The organism is Corynebacterium sp. UMB0012, assembly GCF_030216265.1.
Lineage (GTDB): Bacteria > Actinomycetota > Actinomycetes > Mycobacteriales > Mycobacteriaceae > Corynebacterium.
Genome location: NZ_JASOKQ010000003.1, coordinates 1 through 25,388, shown reverse-complemented (window position 1 = coordinate 25,388; position 25,388 = coordinate 1). Strand labels below are relative to the sequence as shown.

At 60.6% G+C, this 25,388-nt stretch carries 20 protein-coding genes, 3 tRNA genes and 1 riboswitch; of the genes, 8 read left to right on the top strand and 15 right to left on the bottom strand.

All coding sequences use genetic code 11. From position 1 onward, the window contains the following. Positions 1-11: 11 nt before the first annotated feature. From QP324_RS02160 to rplJ, 8 genes are all read right to left on the bottom strand, one after another. Positions 12-626: an ECF transporter S component gene (locus QP324_RS02160; protein ID WP_239278137.1), complete on the bottom strand. Its 615-nt coding sequence runs from the start codon at positions 624-626 to the stop codon at positions 12-14. Next, positions 616-748, bottom strand: a riboswitch (TPP riboswitch). It overlaps the preceding gene by 11 nt. Positions 749-918: 170 nt before the next feature. Then, on the bottom strand, positions 919-4,914 hold the full coding sequence (locus tag QP324_RS02155; RefSeq protein ID WP_284814246.1) for a DNA-directed RNA polymerase subunit beta': 3,996 nt from the start codon (positions 4,912-4,914) through the stop codon (positions 919-921). A 106-nt stretch (positions 4,915-5,020) separates the two neighbouring features. Next, complete coding sequence (locus QP324_RS02150) at positions 5,021-8,515, bottom strand: DNA-directed RNA polymerase subunit beta (protein WP_284814244.1); 3,495 nt, start codon at positions 8,513-8,515, stop codon at positions 5,021-5,023. A 384-nt stretch (positions 8,516-8,899) separates the two neighbouring features. Continuing rightward, complete coding sequence (locus tag QP324_RS02145) at positions 8,900-9,916, bottom strand: DUF3068 domain-containing protein (protein ID WP_284814242.1); 1,017 nt, start codon at positions 9,914-9,916, stop codon at positions 8,900-8,902. Between the two features lie 71 nt (positions 9,917-9,987). Next, positions 9,988-10,320: a HigA family addiction module antitoxin gene (locus QP324_RS02140; protein WP_284814240.1), complete on the bottom strand. Its 333-nt coding sequence runs from the start codon at positions 10,318-10,320 to the stop codon at positions 9,988-9,990. Beyond that, positions 10,295-10,516, bottom strand: coding sequence for a type II toxin-antitoxin system RelE/ParE family toxin (locus tag QP324_RS02135; protein ID WP_284814238.1), 222 nt, complete (start codon positions 10,514-10,516; stop codon positions 10,295-10,297). The genes QP324_RS02140 and QP324_RS02135 overlap by 26 nt, the downstream gene beginning before the upstream one ends. A 203-nt stretch (positions 10,517-10,719) precedes the next feature. After that, a complete protein-coding gene (gene rplL / locus QP324_RS02130) occupies positions 10,720-11,109 on the bottom strand; it encodes a 50S ribosomal protein L7/L12 (protein WP_005322882.1) in 390 nt (129 codons plus the stop codon). A gap of 88 nt (positions 11,110-11,197) precedes the next feature. Continuing rightward, a complete protein-coding gene (gene rplJ / locus QP324_RS02125; RefSeq protein WP_005322886.1) occupies positions 11,198-11,719 on the bottom strand; it encodes a 50S ribosomal protein L10 in 522 nt (173 codons plus the stop codon). Positions 11,720-12,032: 313 nt separating this feature from the next. Here rplJ and QP324_RS02120 point away from each other — a divergent pair, with 313 nt between their 5' ends. The 4 genes from QP324_RS02120 to QP324_RS02105 all read left to right on the top strand — a co-directional run bounded on the left by QP324_RS02120 (position 12,033) and on the right by QP324_RS02105 (position 17,070). Next, positions 12,033-13,229 carry a deoxyribodipyrimidine photo-lyase gene (locus QP324_RS02120; protein ID WP_336620581.1) on the top strand — a complete coding sequence of 399 codons (1,197 nt, stop codon included), beginning with the start codon at positions 12,033-12,035 and terminating at the stop codon, positions 13,227-13,229. A gap of 141 nt (positions 13,230-13,370) precedes the next feature. Beyond that, on the top strand, positions 13,371-14,387 hold the full coding sequence (locus QP324_RS02115; RefSeq protein ID WP_284814236.1) for a pyridoxal-phosphate dependent enzyme: 1,017 nt from the start codon (positions 13,371-13,373) through the stop codon (positions 14,385-14,387). Next, on the top strand, positions 14,384-15,685 hold the full coding sequence (locus QP324_RS02110) for an FAD/NAD(P)-binding protein (RefSeq protein WP_284814234.1): 1,302 nt from the start codon (positions 14,384-14,386) through the stop codon (positions 15,683-15,685). The genes QP324_RS02115 and QP324_RS02110 overlap by 4 nt, the downstream gene beginning before the upstream one ends. Further along, the gene (locus QP324_RS02105) at positions 15,682-17,070 is read left to right on the top strand and encodes a Y4yA family PLP-dependent enzyme (RefSeq protein ID WP_284814233.1); all 1,389 of its coding nucleotides are present in this window, start codon (positions 15,682-15,684) and stop codon (positions 17,068-17,070) included. The genes QP324_RS02110 and QP324_RS02105 overlap by 4 nt, the downstream gene beginning before the upstream one ends. An 84-nt stretch (positions 17,071-17,154) precedes the next feature. On the opposite strand, the gene rplA is transcribed toward QP324_RS02105, so the two are convergent. The 7 genes from rplA to QP324_RS02070 all read right to left on the bottom strand — a co-directional run bounded on the left by rplA (position 17,155) and on the right by QP324_RS02070 (position 20,553). After that, entirely contained in the window at positions 17,155-17,859 is a 705-nt protein-coding gene (rplA, locus tag QP324_RS02100; RefSeq protein WP_049383568.1) for a 50S ribosomal protein L1, read from the bottom strand. 68 nt (positions 17,860-17,927) lie between these two features. Next, positions 17,928-18,371: a 50S ribosomal protein L11 gene (rplK, locus tag QP324_RS02095; RefSeq protein ID WP_049358678.1), complete on the bottom strand. Its 444-nt coding sequence runs from the start codon at positions 18,369-18,371 to the stop codon at positions 17,928-17,930. 172 nt (positions 18,372-18,543) lie between these two features. Next, on the bottom strand, positions 18,544-19,473 hold the full coding sequence (gene nusG / locus QP324_RS02090; RefSeq protein WP_269953677.1) for a transcription termination/antitermination protein NusG: 930 nt from the start codon (positions 19,471-19,473) through the stop codon (positions 18,544-18,546). A gap of 124 nt (positions 19,474-19,597) precedes the next feature. Further along, a complete protein-coding gene (secE, locus tag QP324_RS02085; RefSeq protein WP_049378843.1) occupies positions 19,598-19,933 on the bottom strand; it encodes a preprotein translocase subunit SecE in 336 nt (111 codons plus the stop codon). A 213-nt stretch (positions 19,934-20,146) separates the two neighbouring features. After that, positions 20,147-20,219 (bottom strand) — tRNA-Trp (locus QP324_RS02080). Between the two features lie 148 nt (positions 20,220-20,367). Further along, positions 20,368-20,439, bottom strand: a tRNA-Met gene (locus QP324_RS02075). A gap of 38 nt (positions 20,440-20,477) precedes the next feature. Next, positions 20,478-20,553: transfer RNA gene (locus QP324_RS02070), tRNA-Thr, on the bottom strand. Positions 20,554-20,952: 399 nt separating this feature from the next. Between QP324_RS02070 and deoD the strand changes: the two genes are divergently transcribed. Genes deoD through QP324_RS02050 form a run of 4 tightly spaced genes read left to right on the top strand, consistent with a single transcriptional unit; the run spans position 20,953 to position 25,305 of the window. Next, a complete protein-coding gene (gene deoD / locus QP324_RS02065; RefSeq protein WP_284814229.1) occupies positions 20,953-21,678 on the top strand; it encodes a purine-nucleoside phosphorylase in 726 nt (241 codons plus the stop codon). Positions 21,679-21,694: 16 nt separating this feature from the next. Beyond that, on the top strand, positions 21,695-23,062 hold the full coding sequence (locus QP324_RS02060) for an MFS transporter (RefSeq protein WP_284814228.1): 1,368 nt from the start codon (positions 21,695-21,697) through the stop codon (positions 23,060-23,062). 11 nt (positions 23,063-23,073) lie between these two features. Then, positions 23,074-23,721 carry a deoxyribose-phosphate aldolase gene (gene deoC / locus QP324_RS02055; RefSeq protein WP_284814226.1) on the top strand — a complete coding sequence of 216 codons (648 nt, stop codon included), beginning with the start codon at positions 23,074-23,076 and terminating at the stop codon, positions 23,719-23,721. A 3-nt stretch (positions 23,722-23,724) separates the two neighbouring features. Then, complete coding sequence (locus QP324_RS02050) at positions 23,725-25,305, top strand: phospho-sugar mutase (protein WP_284814225.1); 1,581 nt, start codon at positions 23,725-23,727, stop codon at positions 25,303-25,305. Positions 25,306-25,388: the final 83 nt, after the last annotated feature.

Here is a 25,388-nt window from a genome sequence, read left to right as displayed (position 1 = left end):
CACAACACGCCCTAAGCGCGCTGTTCACGGCCTGCGGCAAAGCGATCCAGGGCACCGGTTTTAGCCAGGGCTTTCACCACGAAGAAACCCAGCGCACCGGCCAAGATAGCGCCGGAGATGTTCAGAGTCACAAAGTAGATGAGCTTGAACTCGAAGGAACGAGCCAGGTTGCCGGAGGTAAACAGCTCCAGGATGAAGGCACCCCAGCCAGCTGCCATGCCGGCCAGAATGGATACTCCCAGGCCAAACTTGCGGTACAGGAAGATGGCCAGGATGATTTCCACGCCAATGCCCTGTGCCAAGCCCGAGTACAGGGTGCTAGGGCCCCACTGGGAGCCCAGCATTGCAGAAACGGTTGCGGCAAGAACCTCCACATAGACAGCCGCACCTGGCTTGCGAATAATCAGACCACCAAGCACACCGCCAATAAGCCAGATACCCGTAGCGATACCGCCGAGGCCTGGAGTCACAGCGTCCATGGCCTCAAACCAGGCATAGCCCACTGCATTCCACCCCAAGAACACAAAGCCACAAGCCACGCCTAGAACGGACGCCACCACAATATCGACCACGCGCCAGTTCAGGCTGCGCTTCGGGGCAGCAGACGCACGTGTATTAGTAGTCAAAATTTCCTCCCTCTCGCCGGCATTATCCGGATCAGGTTCAACGGTTCACCGCGCATCTGGCGGCATCTCAGCCCGACACAGCTGCAAAACAGAGCAGCGCGCAAGCACCCGTGAAGTGTGCAGTTTTCAATAACTTAGGCCGCACTCCTTTAAAGGTGTCTGGCCAAAAGCTGCATTCATACTAGCAAAGCAGTCTAGCGGTGCTCCCTAGACATCGAAACAGCCCCGCCTTCCTATCGTTCAGGAAGGCGGGGCCATTTATTTCCCGCGTTAACGCAAATTGAACTGCACGTTAGAAGGTGAAGTCCTCATCCAGCGGGACGGAAGCGCCGGTGAATTCACCGAAGCCGTCATCGCCGTAGATGGAATCGCCGTAAGTCGGAATCGAGTATGCGGCGTTGCGCGCAGCCTCGGTCGGCTTGACGGAGATATTGCGGTAGCGGGAGATACCCGTACCGGCCGGGATGAGTTTACCGATGATGACGTTCTCCTTGAGGCCGATGAGCTTATCGGAGCGCTTGTTAATAGCGGCGTCGGTAAGCACGCGAGTGGTCTCCTGGAACGATGCAGCGGACAGCCAGGACTCGGTAGCCAAGGAAGCCTTGGTAATACCCATAATCTCCGAGCGCAGCTGAGCTGGCTCGCCGCCCTCTGCAACCTGGGCAGCATTGAGCTGCTTAGCCTCAGAGAGGTCAATGAGGTTACCCGGCAGCAAGTCCGTGGTACCGGCATCGATGACGGTGCCGCGGCGCAGCATCTGGCGGATGATGATCTCGATGTGCTTATCGTGGATAGCCACACCCTGGGTACGGTACACAGCCTGCACCTCGTTGATGAGGTGCTGCTCCACGCCACGGCGACCGAGGACCTCGAGCACGTCGTGCGGGTCAGCCGCACCACGCATGAGGCGGTCACCGGTCTCAACGTGGTCGCCGTCCTTGAGGGAACGCTCAATCATGGCGTCCGGGTTGGACTCCATCGGGCGACGAACCTGAGCCAGGCCCTGACGCTTGGAGAGCTTCTCGTAGACCACATCATCAGAGCCGTCATCCGGGGTGATGGTCAGGGTCCAGAAGTTGCCCTCATCGGACAGGGAGACGGTGCCGTCAACGGAAGCGATAGGAGCGCGGTTCTTCGGATTACGGGCCTCGAAGAGCTCCTGAACACGCGGCAGACCGCCGGTAATATCGCCACCGACACCACCCTGGTGGAACGTACGCATGGTCAGCTGGGTACCCGGCTCACCAATGGACTGCGCAGCCACGATGCCGACGGCCTCGCCGATATCGACAAGCTGGCCGGAAGCCATGGACTTGCCGTAGCACTTGGCACACACGCCAGCCGGGGTCTGGCAGGTCAGCACGGAGCGAACCTTGACCTCAGTAACCTTGGCATCCAGCAGCTTCTGGGTGAGCTCTTCGGTGAGGTCGGAGCCGGCCTCAGCCACGACTTCGCCGTTGGCGTCCTTGACATCGGTCGCGAGAACGCGGCCGGATGCAGAGGTCTCCCACAGCTCGGAGAGAACAACCTTGTCGCCAGACTCCTCGCCGATTGGGACGCGGACACCCTGGCGGGTGCCACAGTCTTCTTCGCGGACGATGACGTCCTGGGCCACGTCAACCAGACGGCGGGTGAGGTAGCCAGAGTCAGCGGTACGCAGCGCGGTATCGGCCAGGCCCTTACGGGAGCCGTGGGAGTTATTGAAGTACTCCAGCACGGACAGGCCTTCGCGGAAGGAGGTCTTAATCGGACGGGTGATGTAATCACCGTGCGAGTTCACAACCATGCCCTTCATACCGGCCAGCGTCCAGATCTGACGCATGTTACCGGCCGCACCAGACTTCACGATCATCGGAATCGGGTTGTGATCCGGGTACATGTTCTCGACGGCCTCACCGACGGTGTCGGTAGCGTCCTTCCACAGCTCAACCAGGCGGTCGTAGCGCTCGCGCTCGGTCAGGGCGCCCTGCTCCCAGTACTTGCGCTCGATGCGCTCTGCTTCCTTCTCATAAGACTCGAGGATCTCGGTCTTATTCGGCAGAACCAGAACGTCAGACATGGTGATGGTCACGCCGGAACGGGTTGCCCAGTAGAAGCCGGCATCCTTCATGTTGTCCAGCACCTGAGCAACAGTGATCATCGGGTACTTATTGGCCAAGTCATTGACCACGTCACCGATGAGAACCTTGTTGCCGGAGCCGCCGCCCTTACGGACCATGATGCCCTCGAGGTACGGGTAGTTCCATGGCAGCAGCTCGTTGAACATGACGCGGCCAATGGTGGTGTAGCCCATCCATGCCTGGCCCTTGGACCAGCCATCTGGGAACTGCTCCTCCTCGATCTCCTTCGGCGGGCGAAGGTGATCGATGCGGACCTTGATCGGAGCCTGCAGACCAACGGTGCCGCGGTCATAGGCCATGAGGGCCTCAGCGTAGGAGGAGAAGACGCCGGTAGCCGGCTTGTCCTCTTCTGCCTCGCGGAAGCGGCCGTTGCCGCCGATCTCGTCCTCGGACTTGTCCATGGTCAGGTAGTACAGGCCGGTAACCATGTCCAGACGTGGCATTGCCAGCGGCTTACCGGATGCCGGGGACAGAATGTTGTTGGACGCCAGCATCAGGACGCGAGCCTCAGCCTGAGCCTCAGCGGACAGTGGCAGGTGGACTGCCATCTGGTCACCGTCGAAGTCGGCGTTGAACGCCTCACAAGCCAGCGGGTGCAGCTGAATAGCCTTACCCTCAACCAGCTTCGGCTCGAAGGCCTGAATACCCAGGCGGTGCAGCGTAGGTGCGCGGTTGAGCATCACTGGGTGCTCGGAAATGGCCTGCTCCAGAACGTCCCACACCTCTGGGCGCTGGCGTTCAACCATGCGCTTGGCGGACTTGATGTTCTGCGCGTAGTCATTTTCTACCAGGCGCTTCATGACGAACGGCTTGAATAGCTCGAGCGCCATGAGCTTCGGCAGACCACACTCGTGCAGCTTCAGCTGCGGACCAACGATAATAACGGAACGGCCGGAGTAGTCCACGCGCTTACCCAGCAGGTTCTGGCGGAAGCGGCCCTGCTTGCCCTTGAGCAAGTCAGACAGGGACTTGAGCGGACGGTTGCCCGGACCGGTAACCGGACGGCCGCGGCGGCCGTTATCGAAGAGCGCGTCTACAGATTCCTGCAGCATGCGCTTCTCGTTATTCACGATGATCTCTGGCGCACCCAGATCGATCATGCGCTTCAAACGGTTATTGCGGTTGATCACGCGGCGGTAGAGGTCGTTCAGGTCGGAGGTAGCAAAGCGGCCACCGTCCAGCTGCACCATCGGGCGCAGCTCTGGCGGAATAACCGGGATGGCATCCAGCACCATGCCGGCCGGATCGTTGCCGGAGCGCAGGAAGGCAGCAACGACCTTCAGGCGCTTCAGGGCACGCATCTTCTTCTGGCCCTTGCCGTTGTTGATGATCTCGCGCAGTTCCTCGGCCTCAGCCTCGAGGTCGAAGTTGCGGACCAGGGTCTGGATGGCTTCTGCACCCATGCCGCCGGTGAAGTAATCCTCGTAGCGGTCAACCAGCTCTTCGTAGATGGTCTCATCGATGATCATCTGCTTCGGAGCCAGCTTGATGAAGGTGTTCCAGATTTCATCAAGGCGGGCAATTTCGCGCTCGCCGCGCTCGCGGATGTGCTGCATCTCCTTATCAGCAGCGTTTTGTACCTTCTTGCGGGCATCTGCCTTAGCACCGGCTGCTTCCAGCTCAGCCAGATCAGACTCCAGCTTGGAGGCGCGCTCGGCGATCTCGGACTCGGTATCGTCCTCAACGTCCTTCTTCTCCAGAAGCATCTCTGCTTCCAGGGTGGACTGGTCGTTGTGGCGGGCCTCTTCATCCACGGAGGTGATGATGTTGGCCGCGAAGTAGATGATGCGCTCGAGATCCTTCGGAGCCAGGTCCAGCAGGTAGCCCAGGCGGGAAGGAACGCCCTTGAAGTACCAAATGTGGGTTACCGGAGCGGCCAGCTCGATGTGGCCCATGCGCTCACGGCGAACCTTGGACTTGGTCACCTCAACGCCACAGCGCTCACAGATGATGCCCTTGTAACGGACGCGCTTGTACTTGCCACAAGCGCACTCCCAGTCACGGGTGGGGCCGAAGATGCGCTCGCAGAAGAGACCGTCCTTCTCCGGCTTCAGGGTGCGGTAGTTAATGGTCTCGGGCTTTTTGACCTCGCCCTTGGACCAGCGACGAATATCGTCTGCGGTGGCCAGACCGATGCGGAGCTCGTCGAAGAGATTTACGTCAAACACGTAATGTCTCCCTTTCATCCTCGTTGTCGAGGAATTGATGGCTTTTTATGAATGAAACGTTTATGCCCAGCCGCGGGGATTTCCCCGCAGTGGACCAAGAAACTAACTAGGCGATGTCAGCGGAAGAACCCTCATCGCGGGACAGGTTAATGCCAAGCGATGGGCTATCCATGTCATCGTCATCAGAGCCAGACAGCTCCATCGGCGTGCCGTCGGTGGAGAGAACTTCCACGTTCAGGCACAGGGACTGCAGCTCCTTGAGCAACACCTTGAAGGACTCAGGGATGCCCGGATCTGGAATATTGTCGCCCTTAACAATGGCTTCGTAGACCTTCACGCGGCCGACGACGTCATCGGACTTGATGGTCAGCAGCTCCTGCAGGGTGTAGGCAGCGCCGTATGCCTGCATTGCCCACACCTCCATCTCACCGAAGCGCTGGCCACCGAACTGGGCCTTACCACCCAGCGGCTGCTGGGTAATCATGGAGTAAGGACCAGTGGAGCGGGCGTGAATCTTCTCATCGACCAAGTGGTGCAGCTTGAGCATGTACATGTAGCCGACAGAGATCGGGTACTTGTACGGTTCGCCCGAGCGGCCGTCGAAAAGCGTGGCCTTGCCATGCTCATCCACCAGCACATCGCCGTCGCGGTTCGGACGGGAAGAAGCCAGCAGGCGCTCGATCTCGTGGTTGGTAGCACCATCGAAGACCGGGGTGGCGGTCAAGGAATTCGCAGGAACGTCATAGAGCTCTTCCGGCAGGGTCTTGAGCAGCTCGGCGTTCTTCGGATCCTCGGTGTCAACCTTCCAGCCGGCATGTGCCAGCCAGCCCAAGTGAACCTCGAGGACCTGGCCGATGTTCATACGACGCGGCACACCGTGGGTGTTAAGCAGGATGTCCACCGGGGTGCCGTCCTCCATGAACGGCATATCCTCTGGCGGCAGGATCTTGCCCACAACACCCTTGTTGCCGTGGCGGCCGGCCATCTTATCGCCGTCCTGGATCTTGCGCTTCTGGGCAACGTAGACACGAATCATCTCGTTGACGCCAGGGGCCAGATCGTCATCATCGTCGCGGGAGAAGCGAGCAACGCCAATGACCTTGCCTACCTCACCATGCGGCACCTTCATGGAGGTATCGCGGACCTCGCGGGCCTTCTCACCGAAGATGGCGCGCAGCAGGCGCTCCTCCGGGGTCAGCTCGGTCTCACCCTTCGGGGTGACCTTACCCACCAGGATGTCGCCGGCGCGGACGTCGGCACCGATGCGGATGATGCCGCGCTCGTCCAGGTCGCTCAGGACGTCCTCGGAGACGTTCGGGATCTCGCGGGTGATTTCCTCGGCGCCCAGCTTGGTATCACGAGCATCGATCTCGTGCTCCTCGATGTGGACGGAGGTCAGGATGTCCTCTTCCACGATGCGCTGGTTGAGGATGATGGCGTCCTCGTAGTTGTGGCCTTCCCACGGCATAAAGGCAACCAGCAGGTTGCGGCCGAGGGACATCTCACCATTGTGGGTACCCGGGCCATCGGCCAGAACCTGGCCGGCCTCTACGCGCTCGCCCATGGAAACCAGCGGGGTCTGGTTGTAGTTGGTGCCCTGGTTGGTGCGCTCGAACTTACGCAGGATGTAGGTATCGCGCTGACCCTCATCATCCATGATGGTGATGACATCAGCGGTGACGTTTTCGACCACACCGGCCTTCGGGGTGATGACAACGTCGCCAGCGTCGTACGCAGCGCGCTGCTCCATGCCGGTACCAACCAGCGGGGCCTCGGAGCGCACCAGCGGCACTGCCTGCTTCTGCATGTTCGCACCCATCAGGGCACGGTTAGCATCGTCGTGCTCCAAGAACGGAATCATGGCGGTACCCACGGAAACCATCTGGCGCGGGGAGACGTCAACGTAGTCCACACCGGAGGCATCGGTAAGTCCGATGTCGCCGTCCTTTAGGCGGACCTCAATACGCTCGCCGGTGAGGTTGCCCTCTGCGTCCTGCTCGACCTCGGCCTGAGCAATAGCGAAGCGGTCCTCTTCATCGGCGGTGAGGTACTCCACCTGGTCGGTGATCTTGCCGTCCACAACCTTGCGGTACGGGGTCTCAATGAAGCCGAAAGCATTCACGCGGGCGTAGGACGCCAGCGCACCAATGAGGCCAATGTTCGGGCCCTCAGGGGTCTCAATCGGGCACATACGGCCGTAGTGAGAAGCGTGAACGTCTCGCACCTCAATGCCGGCGCGTTCACGAGACAGGCCGCCTGGACCCAGCGCAGACAGGCGGCGCTTGTGGGTCAGGCCGGACAGCGAGTTGTTGTGGTCCATGAACTGGGACAGCTGCGAGGTACCGAAGAACTCGCGGATAGCAGCAGAGACCGGGCGCACGTTAATCAGGGAGGTCGGAGTGATGGACTCCGCATCCTGGGTGGTCATGCGCTCGCGCACAACGCGCTCCATGCGGGACAGGCCGACACGGACCTGGTTCTGGATGAGCTCACCCACGGTGCGCAGGCGACGGTTACCAAAGTGGTCGATGTCATCCGTGTGCAGGGAGATCATCTCACCGTTCGGCGCCTTCATCTCGCGCTCGCCTACGTGCAGGCGGACCAGGTACTCGAGGGTGACGGCAATGTCTTCCTCGGTCAGGGTCATCAGACCATCGTGGTCGCCGCCGAGCCCCAGCTTGCGGTTGACCTTGTAGCGGCCGACCTTAGCCAGGTCGTAACGCTTTGCGCGGAAGAAGGAGTTATCCAGCAAGGACTGAGCCAGCTCGCGGGTGGGCTGCTCGCCCGGGCGCTGCTTGCGGTAGATCTCCAGCAGTGCCTCATCGGTGTTCGCTACACCGTCAGACTCCAGGGTGGACATCATGAGCTCGGAGAAGCCGAAGCGATCCTTGATCTGCTCCTCGCTCCAGCCCAGTGCCTTAAGCAGCACGGTTACCGGCTGGCGGCGCTTGCGGTCAATGCGCACGCCGACGGTGTCGCGCTTGTCGACGTCGAACTCCAACCATGCACCGCGGGAAGGAATAACCTTCACGGAGTGCAGCGGGCGCTCGGTGGACTTATCGATCGAGCGATCGAAGTACACGCCCGGGGAGCGCACCAGCTGAGAGACGACGACGCGCTCGGTACCGTTCACGATGAACGTGCCCATATCCGTCATGATCGGGAAATCGCCGATAAAGACGGTCTGCGACTTAATCTCTTGGGTGTCGTTATTAATAAACTCTGCGGTCACGTACAGCGGCGCGGAGTAGTTGATGTCCTTCTCCTTGCACTCATCCACGGTGTTCTTCACCGGTTCAAAGCGCGGCTCCGACAAGGACAGGGACATATTGCCCGAGTAGTCCTCAATCGGCGAGAGCTCTTCAAGGATATCCTCGAGGCCGCTCGTCACGCGGGCGTCATCGCCGCGCTCAGCCTGCTCGCGCTCGCGCCACTCCGGCGCGCCGACGAGCCAATCAAAGGAATCAAGTTGTACGTCAAGGAGACCCGGCAGGGCGATAGGCTCGCTGATTTTTGCAAACGAGTATCGCTTCGGGGCTCCGGGGATATTGGCCACTGACTTGGTCTGGCGGGAGACTGCCAAGATGGGTCCTTCCAGCACCTCACGCGGATTGCCTGCTCGCCCTGGCCGACGAGCCGCAAAACCGCTGGTAATTCTAGCATTCGGTCTGCTGTGGAGTGTCTGGGTTCAGAATGCACAAAATCACCTTGTCAAGTCGGTTTTGCCATCACCGGCCTGAAAGGCTAAATGTGCACCGAAGATCCAGATTCCAGCGCAACGAAACAGCTTATAGGAAAAGACCTGCCATGTAAAGACACACCACTCTTGGGGCGTGTCGCTACCGCGCTAGGGGGCAAGCTCGTGCTCGCCGCGGCGCTAACGCGTCCACGTCGCGCCATTGTGCGCGACAACCACCGAGCACCCTACCACTAAAATCTCAATACACCGCAACCCCGGCGGCGATTTTGTTTTCCAGCTGCGCTTTTACCGGCTCGCCGGCACCGCGCTTCCACCGACGCGTCCGCGGTTATGGCGCGAGCGGGCATGCTTATTCTTGCCGCCAAATAGGCCGAGTGCGCCGATGATTCCGAGCAGAGTCAACAGTGCGCCGAGGCCGATGGCAACCCACCGCACGATCTCCGCTACGCGGTCGCGCGGGAAATCTGCCGCCTCTTTGAGCAGCGCCTGCTGGTCCTCTTCAGAGGTAGAGCCGTTAAAGACGAAAGCACGCTCGCGGCCCACGCCCTCGCGGTCCGCGTAGTAATCATCGATATCCATATCCATGCCCACCACGAGGCCGGTTTGTTGGTCCACGTAGAAGTCGCGGCTACCGGAGTGGGTCAGGTAGCCCTGCTCCTCGCCGCCGCCTTCCTTGGGCAGGCTGGTGGTATTGCCATCGGCCGCAAATAGCTGTGCCACGTTGGTCGGCTCAATTTCTTGGTGGTAGCGGTAGACCGTGCGGCCATCCATCGTGGTTTCTTCTTCAAAGACCGCATCGACGGCCTTGCGCAGCGTCGGGTCAAAGACCGGATAGTTGGTCTTTTCCGCATCCGCTGGGAACTTAAGCCAGTAGCCGTCCACAGTCACCGTGTCGGACGGGGTCGCAAGCGTGTGGCTCAACGTGGCCTCCCCCGCCGCCTCGCCGCTCAGACGGTCCACCGGGTAGCTCCATACCTGGGCCTGGCTCAGGTCATTGAGGCCTTCCCCCTCGCCGCGCATGCGGGTCTCACCGATGCGCACGGTGGCCTTCTCATCGTCCGAGGGCTCTTGGATATCCATGTTGATTTGGTAGGTCATGGGGCCCGAATACGGCGTGGTGCCGTCCTTGGACAGCTGCTGCGAATCCGCAGAATCATCGTGCAGTGTCCACGTACTGTTTTTCAGGTTCAGCGGCAGCCGCGGGGAGTAATCCAAAAACGCCGGCGCCACAATACCGGCGGCGATGAGCGCGACGCCGAGGCCTAGGAGCAGGACGGAAAAAATGCGGGACTTGGGCAGCATGGGGGCTAATTCTACAGCCCTTGGCGGCGATTCCTTGTTTCTACAGGCCGCCCTGCCACGCCGGATTGGTTTTAGGCCGTCTGCGCATTCCAAGCGATGATGCTGCTAGTATCTGTGGTCTGCCGCGCACACCAGAGATCAAACTCTTCTTGCAGCCCCAGCCAAAACTCTGCCGAATTACCCAAATAGGCAGAAAGGCGGAGCGCCATTTCCGCACTAATCCCAATGCGCCCACGCACCAGCTTGGAAATTTGGGACCTGGAGCTAAAAATGTCCTTGGCCAAGCGGTATTGAGTCAGTCCGAGCGGCTCCAGAAATTCCTCGCGCAGGACCTCTCCAGGATGTGGAACGGGGACGATATCGGAGGACTCTTCCCCCTTATTTGCGATAGTCGATGAAGTCAACGTCCACAGCTCCTTTCCCTGTCCACCGGAAGACTACTCTCCACTGCGCATTAACACGGATGGAATAAAATCCGTCCCACTGCCCTTTCAGCCTTTCTAAGTGATTCGCTGGTGGAATCCTCAAATCGGCAAGAGAGGCTGCGCGGTCAATCATGATGAGTTTGCGGCGCAGTATTCTTCGCAGTTCAGGGGGCACGTACTTTGGCGCCTTACCATCAGTGTGAAAGCGCTCTAAGCTACCCCTCCTGAACTCAGCAACGCCATAGTGTCACACTTTGACACTATTGGCCACTGCTGTACTACCCGCATTGCGTCCGCGAGCATAAAACGAGGAAACCCCCAGCTCCCACCGCGCGCGGCGGTAAGAGTGGGGGTTTGAAAGCGTAAAGCTCAGTGAAATTACTTGAGCTCGACGGAAGCGCCAGCCTCTTCCAGCTTGGTCTTAGCAGCCTCAGCGTCGTCCTTGGAAGCGCCCTCGAGGATAGCCTTAGGAGCACCCTCGACCATTTCCTTAGCTTCCTTCAGGCCCAGGCCGGAGACGATCTCGCGGACAGCCTTAATAACGCCAATCTTCTTAGCGCCAGCGTCGGTCAGAACGACGTCGAACTCGGTCTTCTCCTCAGCGGCACCAGCGCCGCCCTCAGCCGGAGCGCCAGCTGCAACAGCAGCAACCGGAGCAGCAGCCTCAACGTCGAATACCTCTTCAAATTCCTTAACGAACTCGGACAGTTCGATGAGGGTCATTTCCTTGAAAGCTTCAATGAGCTCGTCCTTGGTGAGCTTAGCCATGATGGCAAGTCCTTTCTGTGTTGTGTGTGCGCTGCGCGTGTTTTATGCCGCGCACACGGTGTTGTAATTGTGCGTCTTTTGTGACGACTTAAGCTTCTGCTTCCTTCTTGTCCTGCAGGGCTGCGACGGTGCGTACAGCCTTGGTTGCAGGAGCGTTGAAGAGAGCGGCTGCCTTCGCCATAGAACCCTTCATAGCGCCAGCCAGCTTTGCGAGGGTGGTCTCGCGGTTATCCAGCTTGGCGATGGCCTCAACCTGGTCGGCAGACAGTGCGTTGCCGTCCATGTAGCCACCCTTGATGATGAGTGCCTTGTTGTCATCAGCGAACTTGGTGATGACCTTTGCAGCATCCACTGCCTCGCCCTTGATGAACGCAATTGCGGTCGGGCCAGTCAGCAAATCATCAAGACCTTCGATGCCAGCTTCCTTGGCAGCGATCTTGAAAAGGGTGTTCTTGGCGACGGAGTATTCAACGTCAAAGCCCAGATCGTTACGCAGCTCCTGCAGCTGGGATACGGTCAGGCCGCGGTACTCGGTCAATACGACAGAGTTAGCGCCAGCCAGCTTCTCCTTCAGCTCTGCCAGGTCTGCAGTGTTCTTTGGGTTTGCCATTGTCTCTCGCCTCCTTCCAAAACATCTCTTTTTTATTCCGCCGGGGCCTTCCTCGCTTCGGTTGCCCGAAACAACAAAAGCCCCGTGCAAGAGCACAGGGCGCGCGACATAAGAGAATGCCGCGAATAATCGCAAAGTGTCTCCTGCGTGGGCCGCCTCCTAGGATGGAGAACCTTCGATCCAAATGGATGACCAACGGTCTTCGGTGAACTTTGACTCGGCCGTGAAGTGGCCGTTCAAACTTCGTGGAAAACACTACCTCCCCACCCGCGGTTTCTCCAAATCGCCGTGTGCTCCGCGTAGCATGGCCGCTATGACCAGCCTGATGTGGTTCCGCGATGACCTGCGCCTGCACGATAACCAGGCCCTTTCCCGCGCGGCCGAGGCCGCCTCGCTTGGCGACGTCCCCTTGGTCGCCGTCGTCCTCGACGAGCCCGCCTATCCCGGAACCCGCCCGCTGGGCGGCGCGACCACGTGGTGGCGCGAGCGTTCCCTCTATGCCCTCGCCCGCGACCTTGCCGACCACGGCGTAGAACTCATTCGCGCCGCCGGCGATGCCCGCGAGGAAATCCCCCGCCTAGCCGCAGAACTGGGCGCCACCACCGTGACGTGGACCCGCCGCTACCACGGCCCGCTGCGCGAGGTCGATGCCACCGTCAAGGAAACCCTGGCCTCCCAGGGCATCACCGCGACGTCCTCGCCCGGCTTCACCTTGGTCGAGCCCTGGGAGGTCACCAATGGCCAAGGCCAGCCCTATAAGGTCTTTACTCCCTTCTCCAAGGCCGCCGCCTTCCAGGTGGCGGGAGATGAACCGGAGGGGGTGCCGGAGATGGGGGCGTCGGCAAGCAGTGCATCTGCCTGGCCCAAGCCCACCGAACCGGCATGGGCGGCATCGCTGGCCGAGCACTGGACGCCCGGCGAGGCTGGGGCGCGCGAGCGACTAGCCCAACTGGACCTGGCCAACTACGCCGAGGAACGCGATATCCCCGCGCTCAATGCCACCTCCCTACTCTCGCCCCACCTGCGCTTTGGCGAGGTCTCTCCGCGCGAGGTGTGGTTCGCCGCGGCCGAGGAGCCAGAGGCCGCAAAGTTTCATTCCGAGCTGCTGTGGCGCGACTTTGCCTGGCACCGCCTCTACCACCTACCCAATCTCGCCACCGAGAACGTGCGGGAGAAATTCGACCGCTTCGACTGGTCCTGGGACGACCCGCGGCTCAAGGACTGGCAGGCCGGCACTACGGGCATTCCGCTTGTCGACGCCGGAATGCGCGAGCTATGGGCCACCGGGTATATGCACAATCGCGTGCGCATGGTGGTGGGCTCCTTCCTCACCAAGAACCTGGGCATCCACTGGCGCCTGGGCGAGGAATGTTTCTGGGACACCTTGGTGGACGCCGATGCCGTCTCCAATCCTTTTAATTGGCAGTGGGTGGCCGGTTCCGGCGATGATGCCGCGCCTTTCTTTCGCATCTTCAACCCCGAAACGCAGGCCCAGCGCTTCGCCCCCTAAGGGCGGGTACGTGCGCCGCTGGGCACCCGCGCTGTCCGCCCCGCCCATCGTGGACCTAAAGGAATCACGCCAAGCCGTGCTCGATGCCTATGCGGAGATCAAAGACTAGGCCGGCGGAAAAGGTGGACGTAAAGGTCTACCATGGGGCTAATGATGAGCCCCAGGATTCATTCTCAAGCGCACCCGCCGATTGGCAACACCCCACTCATGCGAGTGGAGGCGATTAGCCCCCGGCCGGATGTCCACCTCTATCTCAAACTCGAACAATTCAACCTCGGCGGTTCTGCAAAAGACCGGACCGCCCGAGCCCTTATCCAGGCAGGCCTCGAAGCCGGCGATATCCGCCCGGGTTCGACGCTGGTGGAATCTTCCTCCGGCAACCTGGGCATGGCTCTAGCTCGCCAAGCCCCGCTCCAGGGGATGAAGTTCCACTGCGTGGTAGATCCGCGGGTCAACGCCTCCACGGTAGCTACCATGCGGGCCTACGGCGCACACGTGGAATTGCTCGACCACCCCGATCCAGAAACCGGCGATTGGCTCACCGCCCGCCGCACCCGCGTGGCCGAGCTTTTGGAAGAGATCCCCGAGTCTTTCAACCTCAACCAGTATTCCAATGAAGCCGCCTTCCACGCCCACGCGGAAGGCACCATGACTGAGATTCTGGACCAGCTCGGTCAGGCGCCCAGTCATCTGCTCGTGGCTATGAGCACCACCGGAACCCTTGGCGGCTGCGTACGCAAGCTCTCCGAGCTGGGCGCCGACACCCACACAATCGGCGTTGATGCGGAAGGCTCCGTGCTTTTTGGTGGTGAGCGTGGCACCCGCATGCTGCCTGGCTATGGCGCCGGAATCGTAACCGAACTATCCACCAAGTTTTCGCCTTCTTCCGTGGAGAGGGTTCCGGACCTCGATGCCATCGTTGCTGCCCGGCAGCTCGCTCAAGCAGAGGGCCTACTGCCTGGCGCTTCCGGTGGTGCCGTCATCGCCGCCTTCCAGCGCCTCGCGCCCTCCCTACCGGCAGGGGCTGAAGTGGTTGCCGTGCTGCACGACGCCGGCCAGCCTTACCTCGACACCATTTATAACGACTCCTGGGTGTGCGAAAACTTCGACATTTCGCCCTCTGAACTCGCGGCGCGCATCGAAGGGTCGGCGCAGTGACCTCTTCTCGTTCTGCCCGCCGCATTGCCATCATTGGAGCTGGCCCGCGTGGCCTGTGGGCCGTCGAGGAACTCCTCGAGCGCGCCCGCGTTCCACTCGATGTCACCGTCTTTGACCCCTACCCCGCCGGTGCAGGCGCCGTTTACCGTCCGCAGCAGCCGCCGCAGTGGCACCTCAACGTCAACTGCGCCATCGTCACCACTGCCCACGATAGTTTCAACGCCTGGCGCACCCGCCGCGGTGAAGACAACACCGATGCCTTCCCGCCGCGGGCCCAGGTGGGCCAATTCCTCGCCGATACCTGGTCTGCAGCAGTGCGCCGCGCGCCAGCCCACGTTCGCATTCGGCACCTGCAGCACCGCGTGACCGCGGTAAGCGCCGAAAGAGAAGGGTTCATGGTCGATGGCTCCCCCTTCGACGAAGTCCTGGTCTGCACCGGCCACGACCATCTCCACGCTGAGTCTTTGGCCTATGAGGCCTCTTGCGTACCGGTCACCGGTCTTTACTTCGGTGCCGATCTTCCGAGCTCCGCACGGCAAATCGGCGTACGCGGTGCCGCCTTGAGCTTCATCGATGTGTGCCTGCTGTATGGCGATACCGCCGAAACCATCTACCCGGTTAGCCGCAGCGGGCGCTTCATGGAGGTAAAGCCCTCCCCGCAGACACCGCTGCCGGAGGTGTCACCGCGCTGGCGGCAGGCCTGCGCGCATATCGACAACGCTTCGGAGCTGCGTGAGATCCTCATCGGGGCTGCAGGCGAATTCGGTGACTTCTCAACTGCAGACCTCGCCGCCGTTATCGACGGTCAGGATTTCACTGGCGATGCTGTCGCTGAGCTCGAGGCTTCCCTACGTGCGGCCGAAGGTACCGGTCCACTCACCCCGGCCGCAGCCGTAGGCGCGGCGTTTCGTGGGGTATTTCAAGAATGCGTCGATTGGCACAAGGCACATGGACCCATGCCCGGCTTCCGCGAGCTTTCACGCACCCTTGAGCGCGTGGCTTTTGGTCCGCCACCGGTCACAGCCAAGCGCCTGCTCGAGCTGATCCACTCCGGTGTGGTGAATACCCACTACCTAGGCACGCCTGAGCAGATAGATTCCTGGCGGGAGCAGGGCGGCGTGGACCTGCTTATTGACGCCACCGTTGCTCCGCAAGCCACCCCCTCCCCCTTCCACGACGTTCCTGGCGTAGTGGAAATTGGCCGGATGAATGAGATCTCCCTGCCCGGCCATGACTCCCTTAACCGTTCCGTGCACGATGACATCCCCCGCTGGGCGGAGAAAGTAGGAAACCCATGACCACCACTCCCGTAGACCCACTACCCGTCCACGGCACCGTCCCCTTGCGCGCCCGGTGGGAACGGTGGATGCGTGAGCTCGTCGAAAACCCGCAGCACGTCAGCGCATTAACCTCGCGTTACGGTTCTCCGGTGAACGTGTTGAATCCCGCTCCGCTGCGCCACAATGCCCAAGAGCTGCTCGACGCGGGCGCTTCCCACGGCGTGGAGACTCAGGTGTTTTTCGCACGCAAGGCCAATAAGGCTCTGTGTTTTGTCGATGCTGCACGCAATGCCGGGCTCGGGGTGGATGTAGCCAGCGAGAACGAGCTCCGCCAAGTGCTCAACCGCGGTGTCGCCCCAGAGCGCATCATCCTCAGCGCCGCTATCAAAACAGATGGCTTGCTCCACCTCGCGGTTTCGCGAGGCGTCACTATCTCTTGTGATTCTCGCGCCGAATCCCGCCGCATCGCCGCCATCGCGAGGGATTTAGACACCACCGCCCACGTGGCACCACGCCTCGCTCCAGATCCAAACTCCCTACCCCCCACTCGCTTTGGGGAGAGGCTGCCGGCATGGCGGCAAGCCGAGTGGCCAAAGGAACTTCGTGCTGTAGGCGTCCACGTGCACCTGCACGGCTATAGCGAAGCCGACCGCCGAACCGCCCTGGCAGAGGCAATTTCCTTGGTCGAGCACCTCCGCACATTGGGCCAGCCCGCTAGTTTCATCGATATCGGCGGCGGGGTGCCCATGAGCTACCTAGAATCCCGCGAGCAGTGGGAGAATTACCTCGAGCGCATCGCCTCCCAACGCGCTGGTACCGGGGAACCCTTTACGTGGAAAGCGGATCCACTGTCCAATACTTACCCCTTCTGGCAGGAGCCTACGCGCGGTCAGTGGCTGGACCAGCTCCTCTCCGGTGAGGTCCCCGGCTACGGCACCGCTGGCAAGGAGCTGCGCGAGCGGAACATCGCCCTACATCTTGAGCCCGGCCGCAGCTTGCTCGACGGCTGTGGAGTCATCCTCGCCGAGGTGAGCTTTCTCAAAGAACGCTCCGATGGCCTGCCCCTGATCGGCGTGGCGATGAATCGCACCCAGTGCCGGACCGCCGCAGATGACATCCTGCTAGATCCTCTCTTGGTACCTACGGCTGGGCCGGTAAAGGAAATCTCCCGTGAGTCACGCACCGGCTTTGTGGTGGGTGCCTACTGCATTGAAGACGAGGTTATCCTGCGCCGCGAACTGGACTTCCCGGATGGCATTGCCGTGGGAGATACCCTCGCCATTCCGAATACAGCCGGATATTTTATGCACATCCTCGAGTCTGCTTCGCACCAAATTCCTTTGGCGCGCAACGTTTACCTCGACGACGGCGACTGGGTGCCAGACGATATCGATGCCACTTAACTGCCTGCGGTTCACAACATAGCAAAAGGGCTTCGAGGAATTCCTCGAAGCCCTTTAGCTTTAAGCGCAGTGCGCTAAACCGATTTACTCGGTGTAGCCCTTAACCACGGAACCGTCAACCGGGATGCCCGGGCCGGAGGTGGTGGAGATGGTAGCGCGCTTGATGTAGATACCCTTAGCGGAAGAAGGCTTCAGGCGCTGGATCTCGTCCATGAGGGCGCCGTAGTTCTCAGCCAGCTTCTCAGCGTCGAAGGATGCCTTGCCGATGATGGCGTGCAGGTTAGCAGCCTTATCAACGCGGAAGGAGATCTTGCCGCCCTTAACCTCAGAGATTGCCTTAGCAACGTCTGCGGTAACGGTGCCGGTCTTCGGGTTCGGCATCAGACCACGCGGGCCCAGGACGCGGGCAACGCGGCCGACCTTGGCCATCTGATCCGGGGTAGCGATAGCAACGTCGAAGTCGATGTTGCCCTCGTTGATCTGCTCGATCAGTTCAGCGGTGCCGACGATGTCAGCGCCAGCTTCCTGAGCGGCGGTAGCCTTCTCGCCCTCAGCGAAGACAGCAACGCGAACGTCCTTACCGGTGCCGTTAGGCAGGGAAACGGTGCCGCGAACCAGCTGATCAGCCTTGCGCGGATCAACGCCCAGACGGAAGACGACGTCAACGGTGGCGTCGAAGTTCTTGGAGGAGGTCTCCTTAGCCAGCTTGGTGGCCTCGATCGGACGGTACAGGCGGGACTTATCTACCAGTTCCGCAGCGGCCTTATAAGCCTTAGACTTGGTGCTCATTTAACAATTCCTTTTCTGGATTGGTGTGGTGTTTGGCGGGCCGTAGCTGGCCCTACCACATAAAGTTTTTACTTCTCCGGTGCGCCATCAACGGTGATGCCCATGGAGCGGGCGGTACCGGCGATGATGCGAGCGCCGTTCTCGATGTCACGTGCGTTCAGGTCCGCAAACTTGGTCTCTGCGATTTCCTTGCACTGATCCCAAGACACAGAACCGACCTTGTCGGTGTGTGGGACGCCGGAGCCCTTCTGGATGCCAGCGGCCTTCAGCAGCAGCTTAGCTGCTGGCGGGGTCTTCAGCTTGAAGTCGAAGGAACGGTCCTCGTAGACGGTGATCTCAACCGGAACCACGTTGCCACGCTGGTTCTCGGTAGCGGCGTTATAAGCCTTGCAGAACTCCATGATGTTGACGCCGTGGGCACCCAGTGCCGGGCCAACTGGCGGTGCCGGGTTAGCGGCGCCTGCCTCGATCTGCAGCTTGATGAAGCCGGATACCTTCTTCTTAGGAGCCATCGAATTACCTCTTTCCTGTGTTACCGGGATGTCCGCCACGATGAATAACGGGATCCCGTCCGGATGCTCACCTTCAGTGGGCCACCGGAGGATGAAACGTTTTCTTATACGCACGCCAAAGGCGCACGGCGTTCCAGTTTAGAACACCGTGCGCCCTGCACAAAATCACTTTTTAGGAGATGCGCTCGATCTCGGTCGGCGACAGCTCCACCGGGGTCTCGCGGCCGAAGATGGACACCAAGCCCTGCATCTTGCCGGTCTCCGGGTCGATCTCGGAAATGGTCGCGGATACGGCGGCCAGCGGTCCAGACAGGATGGTCACTGCCTCGCCCACCTCGAAGTCGTGCGCGTACTTCTTGGCCACTTCCTTCTCCGGCATATCCACAACCTGCTCGCCCTCTGCCTCGTTCGGGGCAGCATCGCCCTTGGTGGACGGCGCCTCGTTGGGCATGAGGAACTTAGCTACGTCGCGGGTCTTGACCGGGGTGGCGTTGCCTTCGTTGCCCACGAAGGAGGTCACGCCTGGGGTTTCGCGGATGACGGACCATGCGGCGTCGTTAAGCTCAGCGCGAACCAGGACGTAGCCCGGCAGCAGCTTGCGCTTCACAATCTTCTTCTTGCCGTCCTTGGTCTCCAGGACCTGCTCAATAGGAACAACGACCTCGAAGATGGAATCTTCTACCTCGAGGGTCTGGGCGCGCATGTCCAGGTTGGTCTTTACCTTGTTTTCGTAGCCGGAGTAGCACTGAATGATGTACCACTGGCCCGGCTGCTTCTTCAGCTCGCGGGTAAAGGCGCGCAGGCGCTTGCGGTAGGCGGCATCCTCGGACTCGTCTTCGCCAGCCTCAGGGGCTACGCCCTCGGCTTCAGCTTCGGCCGCTGCCGGTTCCGCTACGTCGGTGGACTCGGCGGACTCGCCTGCAGCGTCGGTGGACTCAGCCGTTCCTTCAGTTTCTTCCGCTGCCGAAGCGGCTGGGGGAGCATCCTCCTGCTGCGCTTCTTCTACGGAGCTAGCGTGCTCTGCCGCCTGCTCCTGCACGTTGGACTGCATTGCCTCTTCCAGCGAGGTGCCTACGGTTTCGACGTTATTCTCGTCGCTCATAATTCTTACTCCAAATATTCCTCGGCGCGTTGCGTAGGACCAGCCTACCCGCCCGCGTATGGGCAAAAAGTATCCCGCCGTTCCTTAAAGCGGAAACAGCGGGATAAAAGGTTATGCAGCTATCTTACTTATCAGAGAGAACCTGCTCAACTCCGAGACCAGCCAGGGTGTCAACGCCCCAGACCAAAGCGGTCAGCACGATAAGGAACGCAAAGGTAATGAGGGTGTACTGCAGCATCTCCTTAGCGGTAGGCCACACCACCTTCTTCATCTCGGATGCAACCTCGCCAGGGAAAGCGGCTACGCCCCCACCTGGGGTGTCATCGTGGTTCTTATCCTCTACGCGGACGACGTGCTTATCGGCGTAGTCCGCGGAGGACGTGGTAGCCGCACCAGAGAGCTGACGCTTACCGGTCGGGCGCGATGCACCCGAATTCTTCGGCTGCTGCTCATCGCTCACAGCTAACCCTCCTTGGGAACTAAATCTAATAGGGCGCTTAACGCGCACCTCCATAACTTTGTCAACCCTAGCAAAGCTCGCCCAGCATGAAAAGCTGACCACGGCATTTGCAAGGCGTGGCCTTGACAACATGTGCGTGGGCCAAGCGCCACGAAGAAATTAGGGCATGAAGAAACCCCGCCACCTGATGCCAGATGACGGGGGTTTACTGTGCAGGGGCGACAGGACTCGAACCTGCAACCTACGGTTTTGGAGACCGTTGCGCTACCAATTGCGCCACGCCCCTATTCTTTTATTCCTCAATGCCTAAGCATCAAGCGTTGAAGACCTTACCAGAGCCATAGTTCCAATCCGAAACTAGGCAACTAGGCACAGCCTGGATTGTCTTCAGCGCGGTAATAAAAAAGCGCCCTGCGGGCGCCTTTCTTTCCCGGTAGCGATGGCGAGAATTGAACTCGCGACACAGCGATTATGAGTCGCTTGCTCTACCACTGAGCTACACCGCCATATTCACCTCGGAGGAGTCCCTTCCTCCAAACATGAATGGAGCCCCCTGACAGAATCGAACTGTCGACCTTTTCCTTACCATGGAAACGCTCTGCCGACTGAGCTAAGGGGGCACATCCTAGCGTTGAACACATCGCTATTTCGTTGTGCTCTCCGTTGCGGACTCCAATAATCTAACCTGCTTTCAACGTTTTACACAAATCGCCATGTCAGAGCGTAAAAATGCATAGTTCTTGTGGCACCTTTTCGCGCCTATTGAAGGCAGTTAGAGAAACGGCATGGCAGCCCACCCCTGCGGGCTGCTCGGCTCCGCCTCCTACCGTGCGCCGGCAGCCGTGCGAAGGCATGTGGATTGGGCAGTTGTAGGAAAAGGGGGCGTCGGCAAGCGTGGACTGGGTGCGCTGAGGCTCTCCACGGTTGCTAAAAAGCTGCAAATAGTCCCATTGACTCGGGGTCCTGAGGGTTTAAGCTTGGTCTGTAAAATCCCCCTCCCCATACCAAGGAGCGAAGATATGTCCGCTACGGATATTGCCACCCCACACATCAATCCGCAGGGCGCGCCCATTGCGGAAACCATCCTCCTGCCCGGTGACCCGCTGCGCGCGAAGTTCATCGCCGAGAACTTCCTGGAAGATACCGTCCAGTTCAACGGTGTACGCAATATGCTGGGGTTTACCGGCACTTTTAACGGCAAGCCCATCTCCGTCATGGGCTCCGGCATGGGCATTCCCTCCATCGGCATCTATTCCTGGGAGCTCATCCACAACTACGGCGTAAAAAAGCTCATCCGCGTCGGTTCCATTGGCGCCATGCAGAAAGACATTGAGCTGCACGATGTCATCGTCGCTTCGTCCGCCTCCACCGATTCCAACTTCTTGAGCCAGTACAACCTGCCGGGCAGCTACGCCCCCACCGCCTCGTGGAAGCTCCTCAAGACTTTGGTGGACCAGGCCGAAAAGCAGCAGGCCCACATCCACGTGGGCAATATTTTGAGCTCGGATATCTTCTACAACTTTGACCAGAGCGTTAACGAGCGCTGGGCGCACATGGGTGTGCTCGGCGTAGAGATGGAATCCGCAGCGCTCTATGCCACCGCGGCTGAGGCTGGCGTGGACGCGCTGGGGCTTTTCACCGTCTCCGACAACCTGGTGCACGATACCCACCTCTCCGCGGAAGAGCGCCAGACCGCCTTCCGCACCATGATTGAACTCGCGCTTCCGCTCAACGCGCTCGACTAAAAGGATCCTCTCCGCCGTGACTTCCACTCACCCCACCGCTTCCCCGCAGGACAAGCGGCCAGGCTCCGCGGTAAACCCCAAGGTTGCCGTACCTATCCTGCTCTTTGTCTTCGTCTTCTCGCTGGTTATTGATAACGGCTTTAAGACGATGACCATGCCGATCGCCGAGGCGCTCGACATCTCCGATACCACCGCCTCCCTGCAAGCTTCCCTCGCCGGCGTGATTATCGGCATCGGCGCCGTGGTCTACGCCGCGCTGGCGGATTCCATCTCCATCCGCAAGCTCATGCTCACCGGCGTCATCCTCATCGCCGTGGGCTCGCTTTTGGCCTTCGCCTTTTCCAACTTCTGGCCCATGGTGCTCACCGGCCGCCTCATCCAGACCACGGGTCTTGCCGCCGCGGAAACGCTGTATGTCATTTATGTGACCAAGCACTTGAGCGAGGCCGATCAGAAGACCTACCTCGGCTTTTCCACCGCCGCCTTCCAAGCCGGGCTGCTCATTGGCGCGTTGACCTCCGGCTTTATTTCCACCTATGTCTCGTGGACGGCGATGTTCCTCATCCCGCTCATCCTCATCCTGGCCATCCCGCCGATTATCAAACTGGTGCCAGAAGATGAGGCTGTGGAAGGCCACCTCGATGCCCTGGGCCTGTTTTTCATCGCGGTCTTTGCCACCGGCCTGACCATGTTCATGCAGGAATTCAACTGGGGATGGCTCATTTTTGCTCTCCTCGGCGTCGTAGGCTTCATCATCCACATCGGCCGCGCCAAGCACCCCGTGGTCACCCCGGAGTTCTTTACTAACGGCCGCTACGTGTGGACCATCCTCATGGTCTTCTTTGTCTACTCCACCCAGATGGGCTTTATCTTCCTGCTGCCGTTTGCCGCACATGACCTGCACGGCATGAACATCGATAAGGCCTCCCTGCTGATGATTCCGGGCTATATTTGCGCCATCCTCATCGGCGTTTTCTCCGGAAAGATCGGTGCCGTTTTGTCCTCTCACGCCACCATCTACACCGCCTTCGCCCTGGTTGCCGGCGCGCTGGTGGCTGCCGCTCTCTTTATACAGCTCCACGTCGCTATTCTCATCCTGGCCATCGTGGCCTTCGCCTCCGGCTTTGCGCTGATGTACGCCCCGCTGGTCAATACCGCACTGCGCAATATCACCGCCGCCAAGTCCGGCATCGCGATTGGCTTTTATAACCTGACCATCAATATCGCCATCCCACTGGGCATTGCCTATACCGCCAAGCTGCAGGACCTCACCAGCTATAACACCGTGCTGTGGATCCTAGCGGCCGTTGCCGCCATCGGCATTGCCCTGTATATCGTCTCTGACCTCAAGATGGCCCGTTCCGAATCCCGCCTAACCCGCTAAGGAGAACAATTATGACTTCCCGCACCGACGTTGCTTCCATCATCGACCACACCCTGCTCAAGCCGGAGGCCACCCCGGACCAGTTCCGCGCCTTGGTGGATGAGGCGGCCGAACTGGGCACCTATTCCATCTGCATTTCCCCGTCTGCCCTACCCATCGAGGTTCCTGATTCGCTGCATATTGCCACCGTCGTGGGCTTTCCCTCCGGTGCCGTGAAGCCGGAGATTAAGGCCGCGGAGGCAGCCCGTGCGGTTGCTGATGGTGCCGAAGAGGTGGACATGGTCATCAATATCCCGCTGGCCATCGAGGGCCGCGCCGAGGAACTGCAGGCCGAAATCCAGGCCGTACGCGATGCCATCCCTGGCAAGGTGCTCAAGGTCATCATCGAGTCTGCCGCGCTTTCCGACGACGCCATTGTCCTCGCCTGCAAGGCCGCCGCAGCCGCCCAGGCAGACTTTGTCAAGACCTCCACCGGCTTCCATCCGGCCGGCGGTGCCTCCGTGCACGCCGTTAAGCTCATGCGCGAGACCGTAGGCGAAAAACTAGGAGTCAAGGCCTCTGGCGGCATCCGCACCGCCAAGGATGCCTTGGCCATGATTGAGGCCGGCGCAACCCGCCTGGGTCTTTCTTCCTCCGCCCAGATCCTCGAGGAGCTCTAAGCCATGTCGAAGGCCGCCACCGTGGATTATGACTACGCCCGCACCTGGGCCGAGCACGACCCAGATCCGGACACCGCCCGCCAGGTGATGACCTGGATTGAAGAGGGCAATACCGACGAGCTCGCCGCCGCCTCCGCCGGTCCCCTCGCCTTCGGCACCGCAGGCCTGCGCGCCGCCGTGGGCCCGGGCGAGTCTCGCATGAATCGCGCCGTAGTCATCCGCACCACCTATGGGCTTATCTCCTGGCTTAAGCAGCACGTGGACACCCCAGTGGTAGCCATTGGTTGCGATGCCCGCCACGGCTCCGCGCAGTTCCAGCGCGATGCCGCACAGGTCATCTCCGCGGCCGGTGGCAAGGCCTTGGTTCTACCCGCGCAGAACCCCACTCCGCTCACCGCCTTCACGGTCCGCTCACTCAAGGCGGATGCCGGCATTATGGTCACCGCCTCGCATAACCCGCCGGCCGATAATGGCTACAAGGTCTACCTGGGAGGCCGCATCGCCACTGGGCCGGCAGAAGGCGTACAGCTGGTTTCGCCCGCCGATGCCGAAATCGCCACCGCCATCGCCGCGGCACCCCATGCCGATGAAGTCCCGCTATCCACCGACAGCATCGTGGACGTCGATACCCGCGCCGAGTACCTCGACCGCGCCGCGCAGCTTGTGGGCGCACATACCGATGTCACCATCGCGCTGACCGCCATGCACGGCGTCGGCGCCGCCTTGGGCGAAAAGCTGCTGACCCGCTGCGGGTTCGGCGTCTCTCTGGTTCCTGAGCAGGCCCAACCGGATCCTGATTTCCCCACCGTCTCCTTCCCCAACCCGGAAGAGCCTGGTGCCCTCGACTTGGGCATCCGCCACGCGGAGGAGATCGGCGCCGATATTCTTATCGCTTATGACCCGGATGCGGATCGCTGCGCCGCCGCCGTGCCCACTTCCTCAGGCACATGGCGCCAGCTCACCGGCGATGAAACCGGCGCCCTCTTGGGCGATTACCTTGCCCGCCAGGGTGCGACAGGCAACTTCGCCAACTCGCTCGTCTCTTCCCGTCTGCTCGGGCGTATCGCCGCCCACTACGGACTCGGCCATGAGGAGACCCTCACCGGTTTCAAGTGGATCGCCCGCACCCCGGACCTCGCCTTTGGTTATGAGGAAGCCATTGGTTTCTGCCCCGACCCCACCGCTGTCCGCGACAAGGACGGCGTCGCTACCTCCGTAGTGCTCGCCAGCCTCGCGGCCGAGTGCAAGGCCGCAGGAACCACCTTGCTAGAGCGCTTGGAAGGCATTTACGCCACCGTGGGCGCCCTCTACACCCAGCCGCTGACCTTCCGCGTCGATGACCTCAGCATCATCGCCCAAGCGATGGATAAGGTCGCATCTACCCCGCCCACCGAACTGGCTGGCTCGCCCGTGGCGAAGGTGGAGAAATTCGCCCAAGGCTCCAAGTTCTTCACCGACAACGATGACCGCGTCATCGTGCGCCCCTCCGGTACCGAGCCGAAGCTGAAGTGCTACCTCGAATCCCCCGACGCCGACCGCCTCGATGCCATTGCGGCCGACCTGCGCGCCTACTTCGGGATTTAAAATGTAGGCGGATTCTAGTGGTCGTGGAAACACTTCTTATGTTTCGGTTGAGTTTATCAGTGCGGCCATTTTCTCGGCTGGTG